The 19,688-nt window shown below is 56.4% G+C and carries 11 protein-coding genes; 6 read left to right on the forward strand and 5 right to left on the reverse strand.

From position 1 onward, the window contains the following. Nucleotides 1–157: 157 nt before the first annotated feature. From EGT74_RS26670 to EGT74_RS26680, 3 genes are all read left to right on the forward strand, one after another. The gene (locus tag EGT74_RS26670) at nucleotides 158–3,538 is read left to right on the forward strand and encodes a SusC/RagA family TonB-linked outer membrane protein (protein WP_220392976.1); all 3,381 of its coding nucleotides are present in this window, start codon (nucleotides 158–160) and stop codon (nucleotides 3,536–3,538) included. Nucleotides 3,539–3,559: 21 nt separating this feature from the next. Beyond that, nucleotides 3,560–5,365 (forward strand): RagB/SusD family nutrient uptake outer membrane protein, encoded by a 1,806-nt coding sequence (locus EGT74_RS26675; RefSeq protein WP_123849656.1) that lies wholly within the window; start codon nucleotides 3,560–3,562, stop codon nucleotides 5,363–5,365. 64 nt (nucleotides 5,366–5,429) lie between these two features. Further along, the gene (locus EGT74_RS26680) at nucleotides 5,430–7,721 is read left to right on the forward strand and encodes an outer membrane protein assembly factor BamB family protein (protein WP_123849657.1); all 2,292 of its coding nucleotides are present in this window, start codon (nucleotides 5,430–5,432) and stop codon (nucleotides 7,719–7,721) included. A 15-nt stretch (nucleotides 7,722–7,736) separates the two neighbouring features. Here EGT74_RS26680 and ggpS read toward each other — a convergent pair whose 3' ends face one another. Beyond that, nucleotides 7,737–9,965 (reverse strand): glucosylglycerol-phosphate synthase, encoded by a 2,229-nt coding sequence (gene ggpS, locus EGT74_RS26685; RefSeq protein ID WP_123849658.1) that lies wholly within the window; start codon nucleotides 9,963–9,965, stop codon nucleotides 7,737–7,739. Between the two features lie 190 nt (nucleotides 9,966–10,155). Here ggpS and EGT74_RS26690 point away from each other — a divergent pair, with 190 nt between their 5' ends. Continuing rightward, the gene (locus EGT74_RS26690) at nucleotides 10,156–11,952 is read left to right on the forward strand and encodes an AMP-dependent synthetase/ligase (RefSeq protein ID WP_123849659.1); all 1,797 of its coding nucleotides are present in this window, start codon (nucleotides 10,156–10,158) and stop codon (nucleotides 11,950–11,952) included. A gap of 180 nt (nucleotides 11,953–12,132) precedes the next feature. On the opposite strand, the gene EGT74_RS26695 is transcribed toward EGT74_RS26690, so the two are convergent. The 4 genes from EGT74_RS26695 to EGT74_RS26710 form a co-directional block, all read right to left on the reverse strand. Beyond that, nucleotides 12,133–15,168 (reverse strand): efflux RND transporter permease subunit, encoded by a 3,036-nt coding sequence (locus EGT74_RS26695; protein ID WP_123849660.1) that lies wholly within the window; start codon nucleotides 15,166–15,168, stop codon nucleotides 12,133–12,135. An 18-nt stretch (nucleotides 15,169–15,186) separates the two neighbouring features. Then, entirely contained in the window at nucleotides 15,187–16,242 is a 1,056-nt protein-coding gene (locus EGT74_RS26700) for an efflux RND transporter periplasmic adaptor subunit (RefSeq protein WP_123849661.1), read from the reverse strand. Between the two features lie 10 nt (nucleotides 16,243–16,252). Continuing rightward, nucleotides 16,253–17,605 (reverse strand): TolC family protein, encoded by a 1,353-nt coding sequence (locus tag EGT74_RS26705; protein WP_123849662.1) that lies wholly within the window; start codon nucleotides 17,603–17,605, stop codon nucleotides 16,253–16,255. A 79-nt stretch (nucleotides 17,606–17,684) separates the two neighbouring features. Next, entirely contained in the window at nucleotides 17,685–18,299 is a 615-nt protein-coding gene (locus EGT74_RS26710; protein WP_123849663.1) for a TetR/AcrR family transcriptional regulator, read from the reverse strand. Nucleotides 18,300–18,406: 107 nt separating this feature from the next. Between EGT74_RS26710 and EGT74_RS26715 the strand changes: the two genes are divergently transcribed. Further along, complete coding sequence (locus tag EGT74_RS26715; RefSeq protein WP_123849664.1) at nucleotides 18,407–18,961, forward strand: GNAT family N-acetyltransferase; 555 nt, start codon at nucleotides 18,407–18,409, stop codon at nucleotides 18,959–18,961. Nucleotides 18,962–19,007: 46 nt separating this feature from the next. Further along, entirely contained in the window at nucleotides 19,008–19,673 is a 666-nt protein-coding gene (locus tag EGT74_RS26720; RefSeq protein ID WP_123849665.1) for a DUF1349 domain-containing protein, read from the forward strand. The last annotated feature ends 15 nt before the right edge of the window (nucleotides 19,674–19,688 follow it).

Consider the following 19,688-nt stretch of genomic DNA (forward strand, 5'->3'; position numbering starts at 1 on the left):
GCCAACACCTCCCTTCTGTAAAGGTCAAAAAAATTGCCTCCTGTCTCGTAACAAGGGATGGCTACTTTATTCAACCCTACAATCCAAAAGTATGAAAAAAAACTGGTCATGCATTTTTTCCATATCTGAAAAGCGCATACATAAAATAATACTGCGTATGAAGATAATTTCAGTCCTGATGCTGACTGCCTGCCTCCAGGTGAGCGCCACGGGATATTCGCAGGAAAGACTGAGTCTGGAATACAGCAACATCAACATCAAGAAGCTCCTCAGCCTGGTAAGTAAAAAAAGCGATTATACTTTCCTGTACCGTAATGTGACCATTCCGGATAAGACGATCAACATCAACGTAAAAAACGCGCCTGTTTTAAGCATTCTCGACGAAACGCTGGCAGGCACGGAACTGTCGTATAAAGTACTGTCGGGCAAACTGGTGGTGATTATGCCTGCGGGCGAAGTGCTGCAGACCAAACCCGTCAAGGGCAAGGTGACGGACTCGGAAGGCCAGCCACTGATCGGCGTTACGGTGATGGTTAAAGGGACCACCAGGGGCGCGCAAACCGACTCCAAAGGCGAGTTCAGCATAGAGGCGCCGGAAAACGCCACACTGGTTTTTTCCTACATCGGTCACGAATCACAGGAGGTATCTGTGAAAGACGCCGGCAAAGCGCTCGATATTGTGCTGAAGGGCGGTGCAAGCGGCCTTACGGAGATCGTAGTGGTAGGTTATGGCGTGCAGAAAAAGATCAATCTGAGCGGCGCTGTGGACGCGATTTCCGGTAAAGCGTTGGAAAGCCGGCCCATCAACAACATCGCTACCGGTTTGCAGGGTCTGTTGCCGAACCTCAACATCGGCCTTTCCAACGGCCGGGTAACTTCCACGCCATCCTTCAACATCCGTGGCGCAACCGGCCTGCCCGGCTCAAACACGGCGCCTTTTATTCTCGTCGATAATATCCCGGCCACGCCTGATGAACTGGCACGGCTCAACCCGGCGGACGTGGAGAGCATCACCGTGCTGAAAGACGCCGCTTCCGCCGCTATTTACGGTGCCCGCGCCGCATTCGGGGTGGTGCTGATCACGACCAAATCCGGCGTCAACGACCGTCTCTCCGTTTCCGTAAGCACCAATTACGCATTGCGTACACTGGGGAAAGTGCCGGAAATCGTAACAGACCCTTACCTCACGATGGATTATAAGCACCGCGCTGCGACGCCGCTGTACAACCTGTTCCCGGATGCCGTGCGGGAATACGCAAAAAAACGGTCTGCTGATCCTTCGCTGCCGGCTGTTATCGTAGATCCCAACAACCCGAACGCATGGGCCTATTACGGCACCACGGACTGGTTGCATGAAGCCTATACCAAAACCGCGCCCTCAAGCAATACCAGCTTCAGCATTTCAAAGAAAGACAAGAAACTGGCCTACTACCTGTCTGGCGAATATTTCCAGAATAATGGCCAGCTGAAGTACGGCAACGACGTATACAAACGCTATAACCTTCGTGCGAAAGGCACCTACGAGTTCAACGACCGCGTTAAACTGGGCACCAACACCACCTTCACCAGCGGCGACTATGATTCTCCCGGGTTTATTGACGGCGACTTTTTCCATAACGTGAACCGCACACCGGCATTGTCCGTACTGCGCAACCCCGACGGTTCCTGGACCTCGGACGGAGCCAGCCTGTTCGGGCGTTTGCAGGATGGCGGGCGCAACAAAAGCGTCCTCAATGAGTTCGTGCTGACCGCCAATGGTGAGGTAGGCATCCTCAAAGGCGTATGGGACATCAAGGCCGACGCTACCTTCCGCCGGTACAACAACGTGGTGAACGGATTCGGCGTACCCGTGCCCTACAACAACGGGCCGAACCAGCCGATCAAATATACCGGCGCCAATCCGTCGTTCGCCAACAACGCGGCCGACGCCTACCGTTACAACGTTTACAACGTATATACCGATTTTCATAAGACCTTTGCCAAACGCCATTTTGTGCAGGCGCTGGCCGGTTTCAACCAGGAATACTATTATTTCAACCGCTTCAGCACCACCCGTCAGGGCCTGATCAGTAACTCGCTCCCCAGCCCGCAGCTGGCCACCGGAACGGTGACCACTACCTCCAGGATCGACGACTGGGCAGTGCGTGGTCTCTTTTACCGCCTCAATTACATTTACAACGACAAGTACATACTGGAGTTCAACGGCCGCTACGACGGTACCTCCCGCTTCCCGTCCCACGACCGCTGGGGCTTCTTCCCTTCGGCTTCCGCTGCCTGGGTGTTGACCAACGAGGAGTTCTTCAAGCCGCTGGCGCATCCCCTGCATCTCGACGTACTGAAGTTCCGCGCGTCTTACGGCTCCCTGGGCAACCAGGCGACCGTCAATTCATACGGATACATTCCCACCATGGGCTCCGGTCAGATCGGGCAGATCCTCGACGGGGCAAGGCCGATCGGTGTAACACAGCCCGCGCCTGTATCCAGCTCGCTCACCTGGGAAAAGATCAGGACTTTGAACTTCGGGGTGAACATGAGCTGGCTCAACAACAGGCTCAGCATCGACGGTGATATTTACACCCGCACCGTGGAAGACCTGCTGACGAAAAGCAAAACGCTGCCCGCCGTATTCGGCGCCAATGAGCCCAATACCAATGCAGCAGACATCCGGGTAAAAGGATGGGAACTGAGCATGAAATGGAACGATGAATTCACCCTGGGCGGCTCTCCGTTCAACTATGGTGTAAGGTTCATCCTGTCTGACAGCTACGCGGAAGTGATGAAGTTCGACAATCCAGGCCGTTTGCTGAGCGACCATTACGTGGGTAAACGTTTTGGAGAGATCTGGGGCCTGGAAAACGATGGGTTCTTTCAGACAGAAGATGAGCTGAAAAATTCTCCCGACCAGACCGATGTAGGTTCAGATGACCAGAACTACAAATTCTATGTAGGTGACCTGAAATTTAAAGATCTCAACGGCGATAAAAAGATCAATTACGGCAAACGTACGGTAGATGATCCGGGAGACAGCCGTATTATCGGCAACAGCAGCATCCGCCTGCCTTACAGCCTCGACCTCTCTGCCGACTGGAAAGGTTTTGACCTCCGGGTATTCTTCCAGGGTGTGGGCAAACGCGACTGGTATCCGAACCCCAGCAACCACTACTTCTGGGGTGTATTCGCACAACCGTGGACGAACGTGCAGGTGCATAACCTCGACAGCTGGACGCCCGAACAACGCAACGCCTATTTCCCCCGCCTGAAGTCTTATATCGCTGAAGATGCTTCCGAGCTGGGTGCGCCGCAAACACGCTATCTGCAGAATGCCGCTTACCTGCGCCTGAAGAACCTGACCGTCGGCTACACACTGCCATCTGCGCTTACCCGCAAGGCGCATATCGAAAGGCTGCGTTTCTACTTCAGTGCGGAGAACATTTTTACCCGCTCGCATTTGAAGGCGAATCTCGATCCGGAAGGTTTGGGCGGTAGCGTATATCCTTTCCAGAAAACATATTCCGGTGGTCTGAATCTCAATTTCTAAATCTGACGCAAAACAAACAGCATGAAAAACATCAGCTTCTATATAGGTTTAGGGATGCTCGCAGCGGCAACAGTGTCCTGCAAAAAAGATTTTCTCGACAGGTTCCCGAAAACGGAAGTGACGCAGGAAACTTTCTTCAACACCCCGCAGGACCTGGAAACATACACGAACACCTTATACGGCCAGCTGCAATACGGCACCGACGATATCAATTCTGACAACATCAGCAGCTACAGCGGCGGAGGGGAAGTAGACGCCCTGGTGCGCGGTTCCGTTACGCCGAACAATGCCGGCGGCTGGAACAGGGATGAATGGGCCAAACTGCGCCGCATCAATTTTATGCTCGACAACGTGCATAAAACCACCGGCGACGCGACCGCCATCAAACATTACATCGGTATCGCCCGCTTTTTCCGCGCCTGGTTCTATCTCGGCAAAATGGCCCGTTATTCGGACGTGCCCTGGTATAACACCGCACTCGCCACCGACAACGAACAACTCTACAAAGCCCGCGACCCGCGCGCGCTGATCGCCGACTCCATCCTCAACGACCTGACCTTTGCCGTGGAGAACATCAAGCCCGACGAAGGCAACCGCACCCGCGTGTCGAAATGGGTGGCGCTCGCGCTGATGACGCGGTTCGGGCTGTATGAAGGCACCTACCGGAAATATCACGGCGAACTGAACCTCGCCAACGATCATACCCGCTTCCTCGAGAAAGCGGTGTGGGCGGCAGACGAAATCATGAAAAGCGGCCGCTTCGTTATTCACAACACCGGCGCCGGTGCCGCCGATTACCGGGTACTGTTCTCCAGCAGCTCACTGGCCGGCAACAAGGAAATGATCCAGTGGGCCGACTATCAGCAGGCGCTCGGCGTGGGCAACAATACGCATACGGTATTGGGTTGGACCTGGTCGCTCAGCAACAGCCTGGCTACCACCTACCTGATGAAAGACGGCACGCCGTTTACCGCACAGGCCGGTTATGACAAGAAAGGGTTCATCGACATGTTTACCGACCGCGATCCGCGTCTCGCTGAAACGGTAGCCCCTCCGGGCTTTTCACCCAACCAGGACGGCAAGCCGTATATCGCCAAACCGAACCTGGGCGGTCTCGACCAGGTGAAGTTCTATCCCCGCAGCCCGGCGCAGCGCCAGGGCTGGGTAGCTAACTACACCGGTTTGCCCGTATTCCGCTATGCAGAGGTGCTGCTCGCATATGCCGAAGCGAAAGCAGAGCTGGGCACCATCACGCAGGCCGATCTCGATAAAACCATCAAACTGCTGCGCACCCGCGTGCAAATGCCCGCGCTGGATGCGGCGGCGGCCAATGCCAATCCCGATAACGTGCTGGCGCTGGAATACCCCGCGGTAACCGGTCCTAACAAAGGCCTGTTGCTCGAAATCCGCCGTGAGCGGAGAGTGGAGCTGGCCTGCGAAGGACTGCGGTACGACGACCTGATGCGCTGGAAAGCAGGCATGCGCTTGCAGGATGCGCAGGGCGGTATGTATGTGGCCGCGCTGGGCGCCATCGATGTGAGCGGCGACGGTAAGCCGGACATCGCCATCCTGGCTTCGCCGAAAGACGAATCGCCCATCGCCGGCCTGCCCGAGGATGTGAAGAAAGGGCTGTCGAAATTCTACCTGAAAGATGAAAATGGTAAGGACAATAATTTTTATCTCCAGAATGGTACCTCCGGTAAAATTCTTTTTACCCGCGACCGCGATCAGCCCAGGGTGTTCCAGGAGCCGAAGTATTACTATCGCCCCGTTCCCCAGGATCAACTGATCCTCAACAGCCAGCTGAAACAGATTTTCGGTTGGTAAAGAACATCATTTTTTAACAGCAGGAGTGCCGGCCGACCAGCCGGCATTCTTATCTTTACGCGCTATGATCAGACTATCCCGCCTGCTGCTACTCGCAGGCATATGCAGTGTACAGGCCGCTGCAGCGCAATACAGCGGCTATGTGTTTTCCGACGACAATAAGAACGGCCTCCGCGAGCCCCGGGAAAAAGGTATCGCCGGCGTGCGTGTATCCGACGGGTTGAACGTGCTCGTGACGGACAGCGACGGCGCTTTTACCCTGCCCGGCCATGCCCGCAACCGGTTCGTTTTTATCACGACGCCCGCAGGTTACCGCACCACCAAAGCGTTCTACATGCCGCTTTCCCCGAAAACGGAAGCTTACAATTTCGGCTTGCAGCCGGTGCAGCAGAACGGCACCTTCCTGCGCATCACCGACACCGAAACGGCGCAGTTCGATAACTGGGTGACCGACGTGAAACAATACGCCCGCAACGAAAAGGCGGACTTCCTGATACATACGGGCGACATCTGCTACGAAAAAGGCATGAACTTCCACGCTGCGCAGGTCAACACCCAAACCATGGACCTGCCCGTGTATTACGCCATCGGCAATCACGACCTCGTGAAAGGCGCGTACGGAGAGGAATTGTATGAGTCCCTGTTCGGGCCCGTGTTTTATTCTTTCGAATCGGGAAAGGTGCACTACATCGTAACGCCCATGCGAAGTGGCGATTACAAACCTTCTTATACGGACGAGGATGTGTATCAATGGCTGAAGAACGACCTGGCGAAGGCCGATCCCGCCAAACCGGTCGTGATCTTCAATCATGACCTGCTCACCTACGACAGCACGTTCCGTTTCAAAGACCTGGTGCTGAACGAGCACCGCCTCAAAGCCTGGATTTACGGGCACTGGCATATCAACTTCTCCCGCATGCACGGGCAGAACGGCGTTCGTTCCATTTGCGCCGCACCGGCGGCAGGCGGCGGTATCGACAATTCGGCCTGTAATTTTGATGTGTTCTCAACAGACGGCAGCGGCATTACGGATATCCGACGCCGTTATACCTACGCGCACCGCAAGCTGGCGATGTTGTACGCCGCCGGCCGCGACGTCACCGTGAACGCCTACCACACGGCGAGCCCGGTGAAATCCGTGACCGTCCGGACGTTCGACCAGAAAGGGAATGCATTGCAGGTACTGTCGCTGACACCCCAGTCCGACTGGAACTGGCGGGGCGGGCAGTTGCACGCAAAGGCGCATACCGCCGCCACCGAAGCCCTGCTGAACAACGGAGAAATCCTCTTCACCCGCGATACCATCGGTAACACCCGTCTTGTTGCCTCCGGTAACCTGAAAGGCAATATCTGGCGCAGTGCGCCGGTATCCGGCGATAACCTGGTATTCATCGCTACCATCGATGATGAATTGAACCGGCATTGCGGCATCTCCGCCATGGACTTCAACGGGAAAGTGAAATGGCAGTTCCGTACCCGCAACTCCGTGAAGAATATGCTCTCGTACGCTAACGGCACGGTGCTGGGCACGGATGCGGAAGGATATACCTATGCGGTGGATGCGAAAACAGGCCGGCTGAAATGGGAGCATCAGGGCGGCCTCAATTCCCTGCCGGAATATTGCTCCGGGGGGATTGTGGACGGTGATAGCTATTACACCGGCGCCGGCAAATACCTGCAGGCGCTGTCCATCAAAGACGGTTCCGTAAAATGGACGAATACCGGCTGGGCCGGGGGAGAAGGCACGCCGGCCACCATCGTGCAGCAGGGCAACCTGCTGGCCGTTTCTTCCAACTGGAACGCCCTGTTCATGCACGAGGCCTCGACCGGCAAACTGCTGTGGAAGAAAAACAACGCGGGCATCCGTTTCAGGAGCAGCACGCCCGTGTTCGCGGACGGTGAGCTGATCGTGTGCGGCACGGAGTTCATCCACTTCCTCGATCCGCAGACCGGCCGTACGAAAGACAGCATCCCCGTGAGCGACGGCATCAAAACGATGGCCGCGCCGGTGGTAACGCCGCAGCACATCATCGTGAGCGGCGCGGCGGAAGGGCTCGTCGCCTTCGACCGTACAACGCACAATGAAGCCTGGCGCTTCAAACCGGGCGAAGCGATCTTCTATTCCGCGCCTTATTCCAAACCTTCATCGGCTACCATAGAAAGCACGCCGTTGTTCGTGAATGGCCGCCTGTACGCTGCAGCGCTCGACGGGCGCCTCTATGTGCTGGATGCGCAGACCGGGAAGGTGTTGCAGCAGGAGGATGTTGGTTGCCCCATTTTTGCGCCGGTGGCGCGGGAGGGGCAGCTGACGCTGCTGAGCGACTTTGCGGGGAACGTCTACTTCTTCAAACTATAAAAGCAAAATGCCGGGTTATTCCCCGGCATTTTTTAATTCGATCATAAATTCATTGGCCCAGTATTCAATGTTGAAGTGGCTGACGTTCTGGTACAGCCGCTTCATCCTGATCTGCCGTTCCTGTTTATTCATGGAAATAGCCCGTAGGAGGCTTTCTTTCATGGACGCATTGTCGTACGGGTTGGTGAGGATGGCCGTGGGCAGTTCCACCGACGCCCCTGCGAATTCAGACAGCACCAAAGCCCCGTCCGATTCGGGATTGAGGCCCTGCACCGCAACATATTCCTTCGCCACGAGGTTGAGCCCGTCGCGGAGCGGGGTGATCCAGGCGATGTCCGAAATGGCGTAATAGGCCAGCACTTCCTCGAACGAAAACGAACGGAAAAAGAAGTGGATGGGCACCCAGTCGATCCGCGAATACTGGCCGTTGATCTTGCCGATCAGCTGTTCCAGCTCCTGCTGTACCTGCTCGTATATTTTCATCCCGCTGGCAGGAGGGGTGCAGATGTTGATCAGTTCGATCTTGCCGTGCAGGTTGGGATGTTCTTCCAGGAACTGGTGGAAGGCTTTGATTTTTTCGAGCGGGCCTTTTACATAGTCGAGGCGCTCTATGCTGAGAATGGTCTTTTTACCGTTGGTCTGTTTTTTCAGTTCCGTGATGAGTTGCCGGGTGGAGGGTTTCTCCGTCAGTTCTTTGATGTAATCCACATGCACGCCCACGGGATTGGCGCCCAGCCTTATTTTCCGGCGGCCGGTGTCGATCTCGCGGGTCATGGTGCCGGTGCCCATGGCGCAGCTGTAGGTGAGGAAGCGCGGCGCGCAGTTCATCTGTTCCGTGATTTTAACGGGCATGTGGCTTTTCACCACGTCCACGAAATTCTCCACGTAACGGGGGATGTGAAAACTCACGTAGTCGCATTGCAGCAGGCTGCCGATGATTTCCGCGCGCCAGGGAATGATGTTGAATGTGTTCGCGGCGGGGAAAGCGGTATGATGGAAGAAGCCGATTTTCAGGTCGGGGCGCAGCATGCGCAGGTAACCCGGCACCATCCAGAGGTTGTAATCGTGTATCCAGACCATCGCATTCAGTTCCGCTTCCGCGGCGGCTTTTTCGGCGAAGCGGCGGTTGATCTTCAGGTAATGTTCCCAATGTTCGTGGTTGAACTGCGCTTTTTCGGTGAAGGAAAAAATCGCGGGCCAGAAAGCTTCCTTGGAAAAGAGTTTGTAAAAGATGTCGATGTCTTCTTTTTCCATCAGCACGGGGCTGGCCATCAGGTTGGGGTATTGCTCCCGGTCGATGTGGAAGTTCTCCGCCTGTTCTTCGTCTTCCTGTTTTTCCTGCCAGGCCACCCACAAGCCGGGGCGCTGCGTTTTGAAAAAGTTGGTGAGCGTGGGCAGGATGCCGTTCGGGCTTTTGGGGGAGCGGCGGATCTTTTTGCCGTTCACTTCCACCGTTTCAAAAGGGAAGCGGTGGTACAGCATCACGAGCTGTGAAGAGATGTTGGGCGCCGTTGCGGGCGTTTTTTCCCTGAAATAGGGCCGGAAGTCGCTGAAGTGTTCCAGCGCTTCAAGGATGCCGCCTGCGCCGGCGGTGTCCGACAGCAGCACGTCGTCCAGGTCACGGGTGGCCGTGGTGAGCGCGTGTTCCGCTTCGCCCACTACCACGCCTTTGAAGCCGCGGCCGTACAGCGAAAGGTCGTTGAGCGTATCGCCGGCTACGAGCACATCCGTTTCCGGTATCTGTAATAATTTCACGAGGTGCTGCAGCGTGCTGCCTTTGTTGACGGAGCGCGGCAATACGTCTAGGAATTTGTTGGCGGACAGGATGATGTCGCAGCCGAGGGTTTTTTCGAGTTCGTTTATTTGGGATTTGATGTTTTCGTCGTCGAAAAAAAACGAGCACCGCCGCTGTTGCGGCACTGTCTGGAGGCGCAAGCCGCCGATGTGCTCCATCTGTTCCATGATGACCGCTTTGCCCGGCCATTTGTTTTCGATATTGTTCTGGATGGGCTGCACCGGCTGGAGGGTCGCCCCGTCGAGCACCGTGGCGCCCACATCGCAGATGATGTAATCAGGCCTGGGAATCACGGGATCGCTCAACAGCGGGAGAATACTCTCCACCCCGCGGCCGGTGACGAATATCAGCCGGAAATCATCGTTTTCGCGGATGATGTTGTACAGGTGCTCTTTGTGTTGGTGCGTACCGCCTAAAAATGTTCCGTCCAGGTCTGTTGCTAGAATCATGCATGGTAATTTTGGTGAAAGAATAAAAGAATATAGGTTAGAAACCGTTGGCAGGTGCCGGGGGATTCGGGTTTGAACAGCGATGCAAAGGTACTGAAAAACGAAGGGGCTTCCGGTGACAATTTGGCGATATGGGTGACGATGCGGCACATATATGAAATTACCGGGATTTTTATTATATTGTCGTTATATGACAGAAAAGCCAAAACGATTATTCGACGCGGTCGCATACCAGCTGGAAAGGTTCCCTAAACCCGATATGCTTGTTTCCAAAGTAGATGGCATCTGGCGGCCCTGGGGCACAGCCCAGGTGCAGCAGATCGTGAACCGCTTCAGTGCGGGCCTGCTGGCCCTCGGCGTGGGCGGCAACGATTTCACCGCCGAAGGGGCGGACAAAATAGCCATCATCAGTAACAACCGGCCGGAGTGGGTGTTTACCGACCTTGCCGTACAGCAGACGGGCGCAGTGCTGGTGCCGCTTTATCCCACTACCAACCCGATGGAGATCGAATTCATCCTCAACGACGCGGCTGTTAAATACATCTTCGTCAGCAGTGCGGAATTGCTGCAGAAGATCCGCGACCTCCAGGGTAAAGTGCCCACGCTGAAACAGATCTACACGTTCGAGGAAATCCCCGGCGCGGAACACTGGAGCAAAATTACGGACATGGCCACCGATGAGCTGCTGCAGAAAGTGGAGGCCATCCGCCCCACGATCAGCGAAGAACACCTGGCCACCATCATCTACACCTCGGGTACCACGGGCACACCGAAAGGCGTGATGCTCACACATAAAAACATCGTCAGCAACGTATTCAATTCCAAGGAAAGTTTCCCGTTCCCCGACGCGCCCGAACAGAAAGTGCTGAGCTTCCTGCCGCTGAACCACATCTTCGAAAAGATGTGCACCTACATCTACCTGTTCAGCGGCATCGGCGCCTACTACGCGGAAAGCCTCGATAAAATCGGCGATAACCTGAAAGAGGTAAAACCCGACGGGTTCACCACCGTACCGCGCCTGCTCGAAAAAGTGTACGAAAAGATCATGAGCGCCGGCAACGAACTGACGGGCGCCAAACGTGCGCTGTTTTTCTGGGCCGTAGGGCTCGGCAAACGGTACGACAATGTCAGGGACGGCGGCTGGTGGTACAACACCCAGCTGAAACTCGCCAACAAGCTCATCTTCTCCAAATGGCGCGAAGCGCTGGGCGGAAGAGTGCAGTTCATCGTCACCGGCGGCGCCGCCTGCCAGGAAAACCTGCTGCGCATCTTCAACGCCGCGCAGATACCCGTGTATGAGGGATACGGCCCCACCGAAAACAGCCCCGTCATCAGCGTAAACAGGCGTTTTACGCCCGACGGCGTGCGTTTTGGCACCACGGGCCCGCCCATCGTGGGACAGGAGGTAAAACTGACCGAAGAAGGCGAAATATGCGTGAAAGGGCCTTCGGTGATGAAAGGTTATTACAAACGGCCCGACCTCACCGCCGAAACGGTGATCGACGGCTGGCTGCATACCGGCGATATCGGTACGTTCATCGACGGGAAATTCCTGAAGATCACCGACCGCAAAAAAGAACTCTTCAAAACCAGCGGCGGCAAATACGTGGCCCCGCAGCCCATCGAAAACAAAAGCAAGGAAAGCCCCTTCGTCGAACAGATCATGGTGGTCGGTTCGGAACGAAAGTTCGTGGCGGCATTGATCGTACCGTCGTTCAACATGCTCAAAAGATGGATGAAACAGAATAATATCGACTTCACCACCAACGAGGAAGCCGTTCGCAACCCGGACGTGCTGGCCATGTACCAGAAGGTGATCGACCGCTACAACGAAAACTTCAACCACGTGGAGCAGATCAAGAAGTTTGCCCTGATGCCGAAGGAGTGGGGCGTGGAAACCGGGGAAATGACTCCCAAACTCAGCCTCCGCCGGAAAGCCATCATGGAGAAGTATAAAGACGTAGTGGAGAAAATTTATGCGGCCTGACGCAAGCTATATGTACTTGTAAAAAAAGCCCCGGACAATCGTTCCGGGGCTTTTTATTGGTGCCGGCTTCATTGGAGATGGCGATATGCCGCTCTCTTCCGGTACGATGGCCGTGCCTGCCAGGCAGATTAAAAGGTGAATATCCCGGCATCTCCCATGCTGCTGAACGTTGGCGCCGGTTTATACTTTCGGCGGAATGAGTTTGTACACTACCGGCGTTACCAGCCGCGACAGCAACGTGGAACTGATCAGCCCGCCGATGAGCACGATCGCCAGCGGCGAAATCAGCGGGTTGCTGGATGCCGCGATCGGGATGAGGCCGCCGATGGCGGTTAAAGACGTCAGCACGATGGGCAGGAAACGCACCTCGCCGGCTTCGCGGATCGCCTCGTCGAGCGACCTGCCCTGCGCCCGCAGCTGGTTCGTGAAATCCACCAGCAGGATGGTATTCTTCACCTCGATGCCGGCCAGCGCGATGAGGCCGATGATGGCCACGAAAGACAGGGTATTGCCCGTCATCCACAACGCTACCGCCGCGCCCACGATCCCCAGCGGGATAACCGACAGGATGATGAGCGTGCTTTTGAAGGTTTTGAACTCCAGTATCAGCACGGCAACAAAGAGGAACACCGTCACCAGGATGATCGACTGGAAACCGCCGAACGATTGTTTGGCGCTTTCCACCTCGCCGCCCATCTCGTAACTGTAGCCGGGCGGGAGCTGCATGGCGTCCATCCTGGAAGTGACGTCGCTGATCACACGGCTGACGAGGAAACCCTGCTGCACGAATGCTTGTACGGATACGACCCGCCGTTTTTCCTGGTGGTTGATGTTCACGGGAGAGGTTTCCATTTTCAGCTCCGCCACCTGTGACAAGGGGATGGCTTTGCCCTGTACGTTGTTGACATACAGGTTGCTGAATACATCGAGCGAAGGGCGGCCGTCGCGGGCGCGGGTGAGCAGGATGTCGTAGTCGTTGCTGTTATGGTCCGTGTATTTGCCCAGGGAAAGTCCCGCTACGGCGAGGCGTACGGTACGGTCCACCTGCACGAACGGAACGCCCAGCTGCTGCGCTTTGTCTGGCTGGATGGCCACACGGATGTCGCTTTTCAGCAGGTCTACCGGGTTATCGATGTACATGGTGCCCGGCGTTTCGTGCAGCATTTTTTCTACATGCGCGGCCAGGCTCCGGAGCGAGTCGAGGTTGTCGCCGAACAGCCGCACTTCCACAGGCGCCAGCACCGGTGGGCCTTGTTCGAAATTCTTGACTTCCACTTTGGCGCCGGGATAAGGCGTCCAGGCCGTGCGGAACTTTTCCATCACGGCCGCTTTCGTTTTCTGATCCGTGTCTGCATGCAGCTGTACGAAGATCTGCGCGAAGTCGCTCCGCTCGTTTTCCTGCACCACGTTGTAATAAATGCGCGGGTTGCCTTTGCCGACATTGGACGCATAGTACTGCACTGCTTTTTCATGCTGCAGGTACTGTTCGATCTCTTTGGTGATGCGGTTGGTATAGCCGAGGTTCGACTGCGGCGGGGTGGTGATGTTGATCAGGAACTGCGGCTTTTCCGAAGCGGGGAACAGGCTGAACCCGATCAGCTGGAACACGAATATCGAGCCCGCGAAAATGATCACGGTGGCCACGAGCGTCAGCATGGGGCGCTGCAGCGCCTTGTCGAGCAGGCGGGCGTAACTGCCGTGGATGAGCTTTTTCAGCGCACGCATGAAGATGTTCCCGTCCGGGTGGCCGGTGTGCGGTTTGAGCAGTTTGCTGGTGAGGAAGGGGATGATGGTCAACGACACCACCATCGACGCCAGCACGCAGAAAATCACCGCCATGGGCAACCCTCTGATAAAATCGCCCGCGCCTTCGGGCATGAACACCAGCGGCATAAAGGCGATGATGAGCGTGACGGTGCAGCCCACTACCGCCAGCCCGATCTGTTTGGTGGCTTTCAGCGTGGCTTCGAGGGCGCTGTGGCCTTCGAGTATCCAGCGTTCGATGTTTTCCACCACCACGATACTGTCGTCTACCAGCAGGCCCAGCGCCACTACCAGGCCCACGATGCTGAGCTGGTTGAGGTTGTAGCCGGTGAGCTGCAACAGTACGATGCCGATGGCGAGCGACAGCGGGATGGAGATCATCACGATCAGGGCCTGCCGGAAGCCCAGCGGCAGCAGCGTAATGGCCACAAGGCCGATGGCGATCAGGAAGTCCGTGCCGAGGCTGCCGAGGCGGCGGTTCACGTTTTCGGCCTGGTCGAAATGTTCCACCATGTCGATATTGGCGGGCAGTGATTTTTTGAATTCCGCCAGCACGGGTTTGTACAGCTGCTGGGTTTTGCTGATGTTCTCGCCCTCTTTCTGCGCCGCGGCTACAAACACGCTGCGGTAGCCGTTGAGGCGGGTCTGGTAGGTTTCATCGGCATAACCGTAATACACTTTGGCGATGTCTTTCAGGTACACGTTGCGCCCGCCGCCGGTGTACACGATGGTGTTGCGGATCTCGTCCATCGAGTGGAAGTTGCCGCTGGTTTTGATATTGAACGTGCGGTTACCGGCTTCGACGGCGCCGCCCGGAATGGAAAGGGTTTCATTCTGCAGGCTGCTGATCACATTGTTGACGGGCAGGTTCATCTGCGCCATTTTTTCGAGGTCGAGCTCGGCGCGCACCTGCTGGTCGGGCAAGCCGAAGATCTCCACCTTCTTCAGCGGGGTGAGCTTTTCCAGTTCGTCCTGCAGCCTTTCGGCGTAAAACTTGAGTTTGTCGCGCGGCGCGTTTTCCGAGATGAGCGCGATCTGCATGATGTTCACATCGGAGGGCTGCAGTTTGAGCACCTCCACGTCGATGTTCTCGGGCAGTTCGCGCCGTTTGTTGTTGACCACCCGCACCATCTCCTGGTACTTGTCGTCTACGTTGCTGCTGTATTTATAGTCCACGCGCAGCACCGCCAGCCCGTCCTTGATGCTGGTGCGGATGCGCAGCACATTTTCGAGGCCGTGTATTTCTTTTTCCAGCGGGTCTACGATCAGTTCCTCCATGTCTTTCGGGCTGGTGCCGGGGTACACCACCACCACGGTGTACGTGGGAGAGTGCATTTCCGGGTCTTCCGAGCGCGGCATGTTCAGAATGGTGGTGATGCCGAGCGCGATGATCATCACGAAGATCACGAGGGTGAACTGGTAATTCTTGACGGCATATTCAGAAATCTTCATAGTCGGTAGCGTTGGCGGTTATTGAATAATGCGGATGGCGCTGCTGTCTTTCAGGTAAGCGCTGCCTGCAATGATGAGCTGGCGGGCGTTTTCGAGGCCCTGGCTGATCAGCACCTGGTCTTTCTCCATACCGGCCACGGTCACTTTCACTTTCTGCGCCGTTTTGCCGTCGTTGGTGATGAACACATACCCCGAGCTGCCGTCTCCGTCGAGCAGGGCATCGTACGGGATGGCCCAGCCGCTGCCCGTTTGAGCCTTTTCGCTGGTTTGCACCACCGCTTTGCCGAACATACCGAAGGCGATGCTGGCCGGCTTTTCGCCGCTGAAGCGGATGTCGATCTGGAAGGCCCCTGTAGCCGGGTCGATGCCTTCGGAGCGGCGGGATACCGTGCCCGTGAAGGTTTTGCCGGGAACGGACTCCACTTCCACGGTAGCCGCGTCGTTGATGCGGATGGCCGCCCATTCCTTATTGCTGACGCTGGTGCGGAGGAGCCAGTTGCCGGACTGTGCGCCGTTGGTTTCCAGCACGGGCGTGCCGGGCTGCACCAGCTGGCCTTCCGCGGCGAGTTTGCGCAGTACGAAACCGTTACGGGGCGCGGTGATCACGCTGTGATTGCGGTTGAACTGCGCCGCCTGCAATTGCTGCCGCGCCATTTCCATGGCGGTGCCGGCGTTCTGCAATTGTTCGAGCGTGGCCACACTGTCGTTGTACAGGTTCTGCGCCCGCTGATGATCGCGGGTGGCTTTCTCGAAAGCCAGTTTCGCCTGCTGCACCTGCGCGTCGATTTCCACGGGATTGAGCACGGCTACCGTTTGCCCGGCGCGGATGGCGTCGCCTTCCCTGACCATGATGCGCTGGATGATGCCGCCTGTTTTGAATGAGAGCAGCACTTCGTCGTCGGTCGTGAACGTCCCGGAAACGGGTATAGCGGCCGCGCCGGCGGAAGCCGTGAGCGGAAGCAGTTTAACGGGGATGGCGGTTTGCGCAGGAATTTCCGATGCGGCATTACCGCTGCCGCATGCCTGGAAAATCACGGCGGCGGCGAATAGCAGGGAGAGGATTCGTGGTTGCATATAGCGGTGTTTATTGAATGTTTGGTAATGGATAGGATGCCTGTGCGCGCTCTATTTCAGCGGCCGATACCTGTACGCGGGCCCATGCCTGCAGCAGCTGGAGGCGCGATTGGGTGAGCTGGTTCTGCGCGTCGAGCAGTTCGATGTACAGCAGCTGGCCTTCCCTGTACACTTTCATCTGGTCGGAAAAATATTTCTCGGAGAGCTGCAGCTGCGTTTGCGCGATGTTGAAATTGGCGCTGGCCGTGTTGTAGTTGTTGGCCGCATTGTTCAGCTCCAGTTCAAGGCTGCGGGCCGTTTCGTCGTACGCCGTTTGTGCGATGGAGGCGTCGGCGCGCGCCTGTTTGATGCGCTGTTTCCGCTGGCCGCCGGTGAAGAGGTCCCATTGCAGGTTCACGCCCCAGAGGTAGTACCGCGATTTATTGTCGACTTTCCAGTTGAAGCCCTGGCTACCGAGATCGAGGAAGGTGCTCACCTTCGGGGTGAACAACGCCTGTTCCTTTTTCTCCGCGAGCAGCGCCATGCGTTTGGTGGTTTCGAACTGCCGCAGCTCTTCCCGCTGCTGCGTGCCGGTGGCCGGGATGGCGGCCGGCAGGGTGGCGATGGTACTGTCGAGCTGGATGCTGTCCGTCAACGGCCGGTTCAACAGGAAATTGAAATAAGCCCTGGCATTCTGCTGCTGGTTCTTTGCCTGCGCGATGGCTGTTTCCACCTGTTGCAGCTCCGTCTGCGCACGGGTGAGCGAAGTGCTGTTGCGGATGCCGTTTTTCAGCATGCTCTGGTTGACGCGGATGTTTTCCTGCACCAGTTTCAATGCGCTGTTGTACACTTCCACCGCCCGCACCGCCTGGAAATACTGGTAGTACGCCGTTTTCACGTCTTTCACCAGCTGGCGCTTGTACACGTTGAGGATGGCCTGCTGCCGCGTGATGTCTTCCTGCCGGATCTTCTTCGCGTACCATATTTCGGTATTGATGAGCGGGAGGGAAGCCCGCACCTTGGCGTCGTAGAAATTATCCGGGTTGAGGAGAATCGATTCGTTGGACAACTGCGGGAACTTCTGGCTGGCCGTCAGTTCGTTGAGGGTGCTGTACACCGGGTTCATCAGGTCGCCGAGCGGCAGGTCGATGGTGCGGCCGCCGCCTGATTTGGTGTAATTGGCCAGCACCGAGGCCTGCGGCATGAAGAACGCTTTGGCTTCCTGCAGGGCGTACATGCTTTTTTCCAGCTGGAAGTTTTGCCGCGTGATGGCCTGGTTATGTCGCACGGCGTCTGCAATGTAGCCATCAAGGCGGGTTTGCGCCGTACTGCTGAACGCCAGCAGATTCATAAACGACAGTAGGTAAATGAGTCTTGGTAACATAATGAACACTGTTTAGTGTAAGGGCTGAAAAATAGAGAAGTGTTGAGCTTCTCTTTTTTATGTGTAATTGTGTTTGCCGTTATGCCTTCATCAGCCGCATATGCTCGTCGATGGAGGATTTGATGATGCGCGCCATGTCGCTTTCCGTTGCTTCCAGCACCTTGAGCCTGCACCGCACTTCCAGTGAAACGAGGCCGTGGCCGAGCGACCAGAGGGACAGTGAGCCCACGCGCGGATCGGTGTACCGGATGAGCTTCTTTTCGATGCATTCCGTCATCGCCTGGAGCAGGAACGCGAAGCAGGCATCGCCGTTTTTCCAGTCGCCTTTTTCTTCCGCCGTTTTCATGGGCGCGCGGATGATGAACATCAGGTCGTACAGGTCAGGATGCGCCAGCCCGAATTCCACGTAGGTGTGCATCACCTGTGTGAGCCGCTTCCAGGGATCCTTGCTCACGGCCCTTTCCGCCAGTGCGTCGCGCAATTGGCCGAAAGCCTCGCGCTGCACTTCGTAGAGCAGTTCGTCTTTGTCTTTATAGTAGAGATAGATCGTACCCGGACTATACTCGATCTTATCGGCGATGGCCCGGATGGAGGTTTTTTCATACCCTTCGTCCACGAACATGCGCATCGCTGCTTCAATGATGAGTCGCCGCATTTCCAGTTTCTCCCGTTCTTTCCTGTCGGTAATGCCCATTATTAGAAAGTTTACGATGCAAATATAATGAACGGCGTTCAGTAATTCCAAATTTATTTCAAGAGGCAGGTCTGCTGCCTGCGTAAAGTATTCTTTATCTTCGGGTTATGATCAGAGAAGCGAAGCCCGCCGACGAAGCGGCGGTGGTCCCGATTTTATTCCAGGCCATGCATGAAGTAGCCTGCAGACTGGCCGGCACCAGCGAGGAGGCGGTGCTGGGGCCCTTGTTCGGGCACTTTTTCCGGACGCCGGGCAACCAGTACAGTTACGAGAACACGCTGGTGTATGAAGACGACAAAGGCATCGGCGGCATCATTGTAGGGTACGACGGCGGCCGGCTGGCCGAACTGCGTGCGCCGGTGTTCGCACACATCGAGGCGCAGCTGGGACACAGCTATCAGCCGGGTGATGAAACGGGGCCGGGGGAGTTTTACCTCGACAGTATCGCCGTGTCGCCCGCCAGCCAGGGCAAAGGCATCGGGCGGCAACTGATTTATGCGGCGGAAGACCGGGCGCGGACCGAAGGGCATACCCGCACGGGGCTGCTGGTGAGCGATGAAAACCCCGATGCGCAGCGGCTGTACGAGCGCCTCGGGTATGTAGTGGAAGCAGTGGTGACTTTCAGCGGCGGCCATTACCTGCACCTCGTCAAGACATTATAACGGCTACGGCTATAGTACTTTTTTTCTGCACAACCGTCTTCTCAGTATGAAAAAACATTTCCTCTCCCTGATGACCCTTTGCCTGGCCGCGCTCAGCGTGTCGGCCGGCGATTCCCTGCGGCTCAAAGCCATCCCGCACACGCTGCAATGGCAGACCCGACCGGCCACTTTCACCGTGCAATCGGATAATGCCTTTACCATGACGGCAGGGAAGGGCACCGACCTGTATGCTTCCATCGACGGGAGTTTTTACGTGAACAACGTGCCCAAGCTGCTGTTTACGCCTGACAGGGATTTCATTTTCTCCGCCCGCCTGCGGCCCGAATTTAAAAACGTCTACGATGCGGGCGCCATCCTGATTTACAGCGATTCATCGAACTGGGCGAAAGTGATCGTGGAAAAACTCGACAACGGCAGCATTTTCATCGGCTCATCCGTGGTGGACAACCGCATTACCGACGACAGCTATCACCAGGCCATCCCCACGGCCGACGTGCATTTGAAACTCGCCCGTTCCGGTAAAGTCTACTGTTTTTATTATTCCACCGACGGCCGCACCTGGAAGCTGCTGCGTACGTTTTCTTTCAAACAGCCACAGCAGATGCGCATCGGTTTTTATGCCCAATCGCCCAAAGGAGACCGGCTTTCATTGCAGGTGTCCGACGTCCGTTACCGCGGTGTTGCATTTAAAGATTTTTTCACAGGCGAATAACATTTACCACCCATC

Origin of the sequence: Chitinophaga lutea, from assembly GCF_003813775.1 — a bacterium.
Lineage (GTDB): Bacteria > Bacteroidota > Bacteroidia > Chitinophagales > Chitinophagaceae > Chitinophaga > Chitinophaga lutea.

What these genes read in the sequence shown, in the direction of transcription:
- EGT74_RS26680 (WP_123849657.1), top strand. Translation starts at nt 5,430, where the DNA reads ATGATCAGACTATCCCGCCTGCTGCTACTCGCAGGCATATGCAGTGTA.
- EGT74_RS26670 (WP_220392976.1), top strand. Translation starts at nt 158, where the DNA reads ATGAAGATAATTTCAGTCCTGATGCTGACTGCCTGCCTCCAGGTGAGC.
- EGT74_RS26675 (WP_123849656.1), top strand. Translation starts at nt 3,560, where the DNA reads ATGAAAAACATCAGCTTCTATATAGGTTTAGGGATGCTCGCAGCGGCA.
- EGT74_RS26705 (WP_123849662.1), bottom strand. Translation starts at nt 17,605, where the DNA reads ATGTTACCAAGACTCATTTACCTACTGTCGTTTATGAATCTGCTGGCG.
- EGT74_RS26690 (WP_123849659.1), top strand. Translation starts at nt 10,156, where the DNA reads ATGACAGAAAAGCCAAAACGATTATTCGACGCGGTCGCATACCAGCTG.
- EGT74_RS26710 (WP_123849663.1), bottom strand. Translation starts at nt 18,299, where the DNA reads ATGGGCATTACCGACAGGAAAGAACGGGAGAAACTGGAAATGCGGCGA.
- EGT74_RS26720 (WP_123849665.1), top strand. Translation starts at nt 19,008, where the DNA reads ATGAAAAAACATTTCCTCTCCCTGATGACCCTTTGCCTGGCCGCGCTC.
- EGT74_RS26715 (WP_123849664.1), top strand. Translation starts at nt 18,407, where the DNA reads ATGATCAGAGAAGCGAAGCCCGCCGACGAAGCGGCGGTGGTCCCGATT.
- EGT74_RS26700 (WP_123849661.1), bottom strand. Translation starts at nt 16,242, where the DNA reads ATGCAACCACGAATCCTCTCCCTGCTATTCGCCGCCGCCGTGATTTTC.
- ggpS (WP_123849658.1), bottom strand. Translation starts at nt 9,965, where the DNA reads ATGATTCTAGCAACAGACCTGGACGGAACATTTTTAGGCGGTACGCAC.
- EGT74_RS26695 (WP_123849660.1), bottom strand. Translation starts at nt 15,168, where the DNA reads ATGAAGATTTCTGAATATGCCGTCAAGAATTACCAGTTCACCCTCGTG.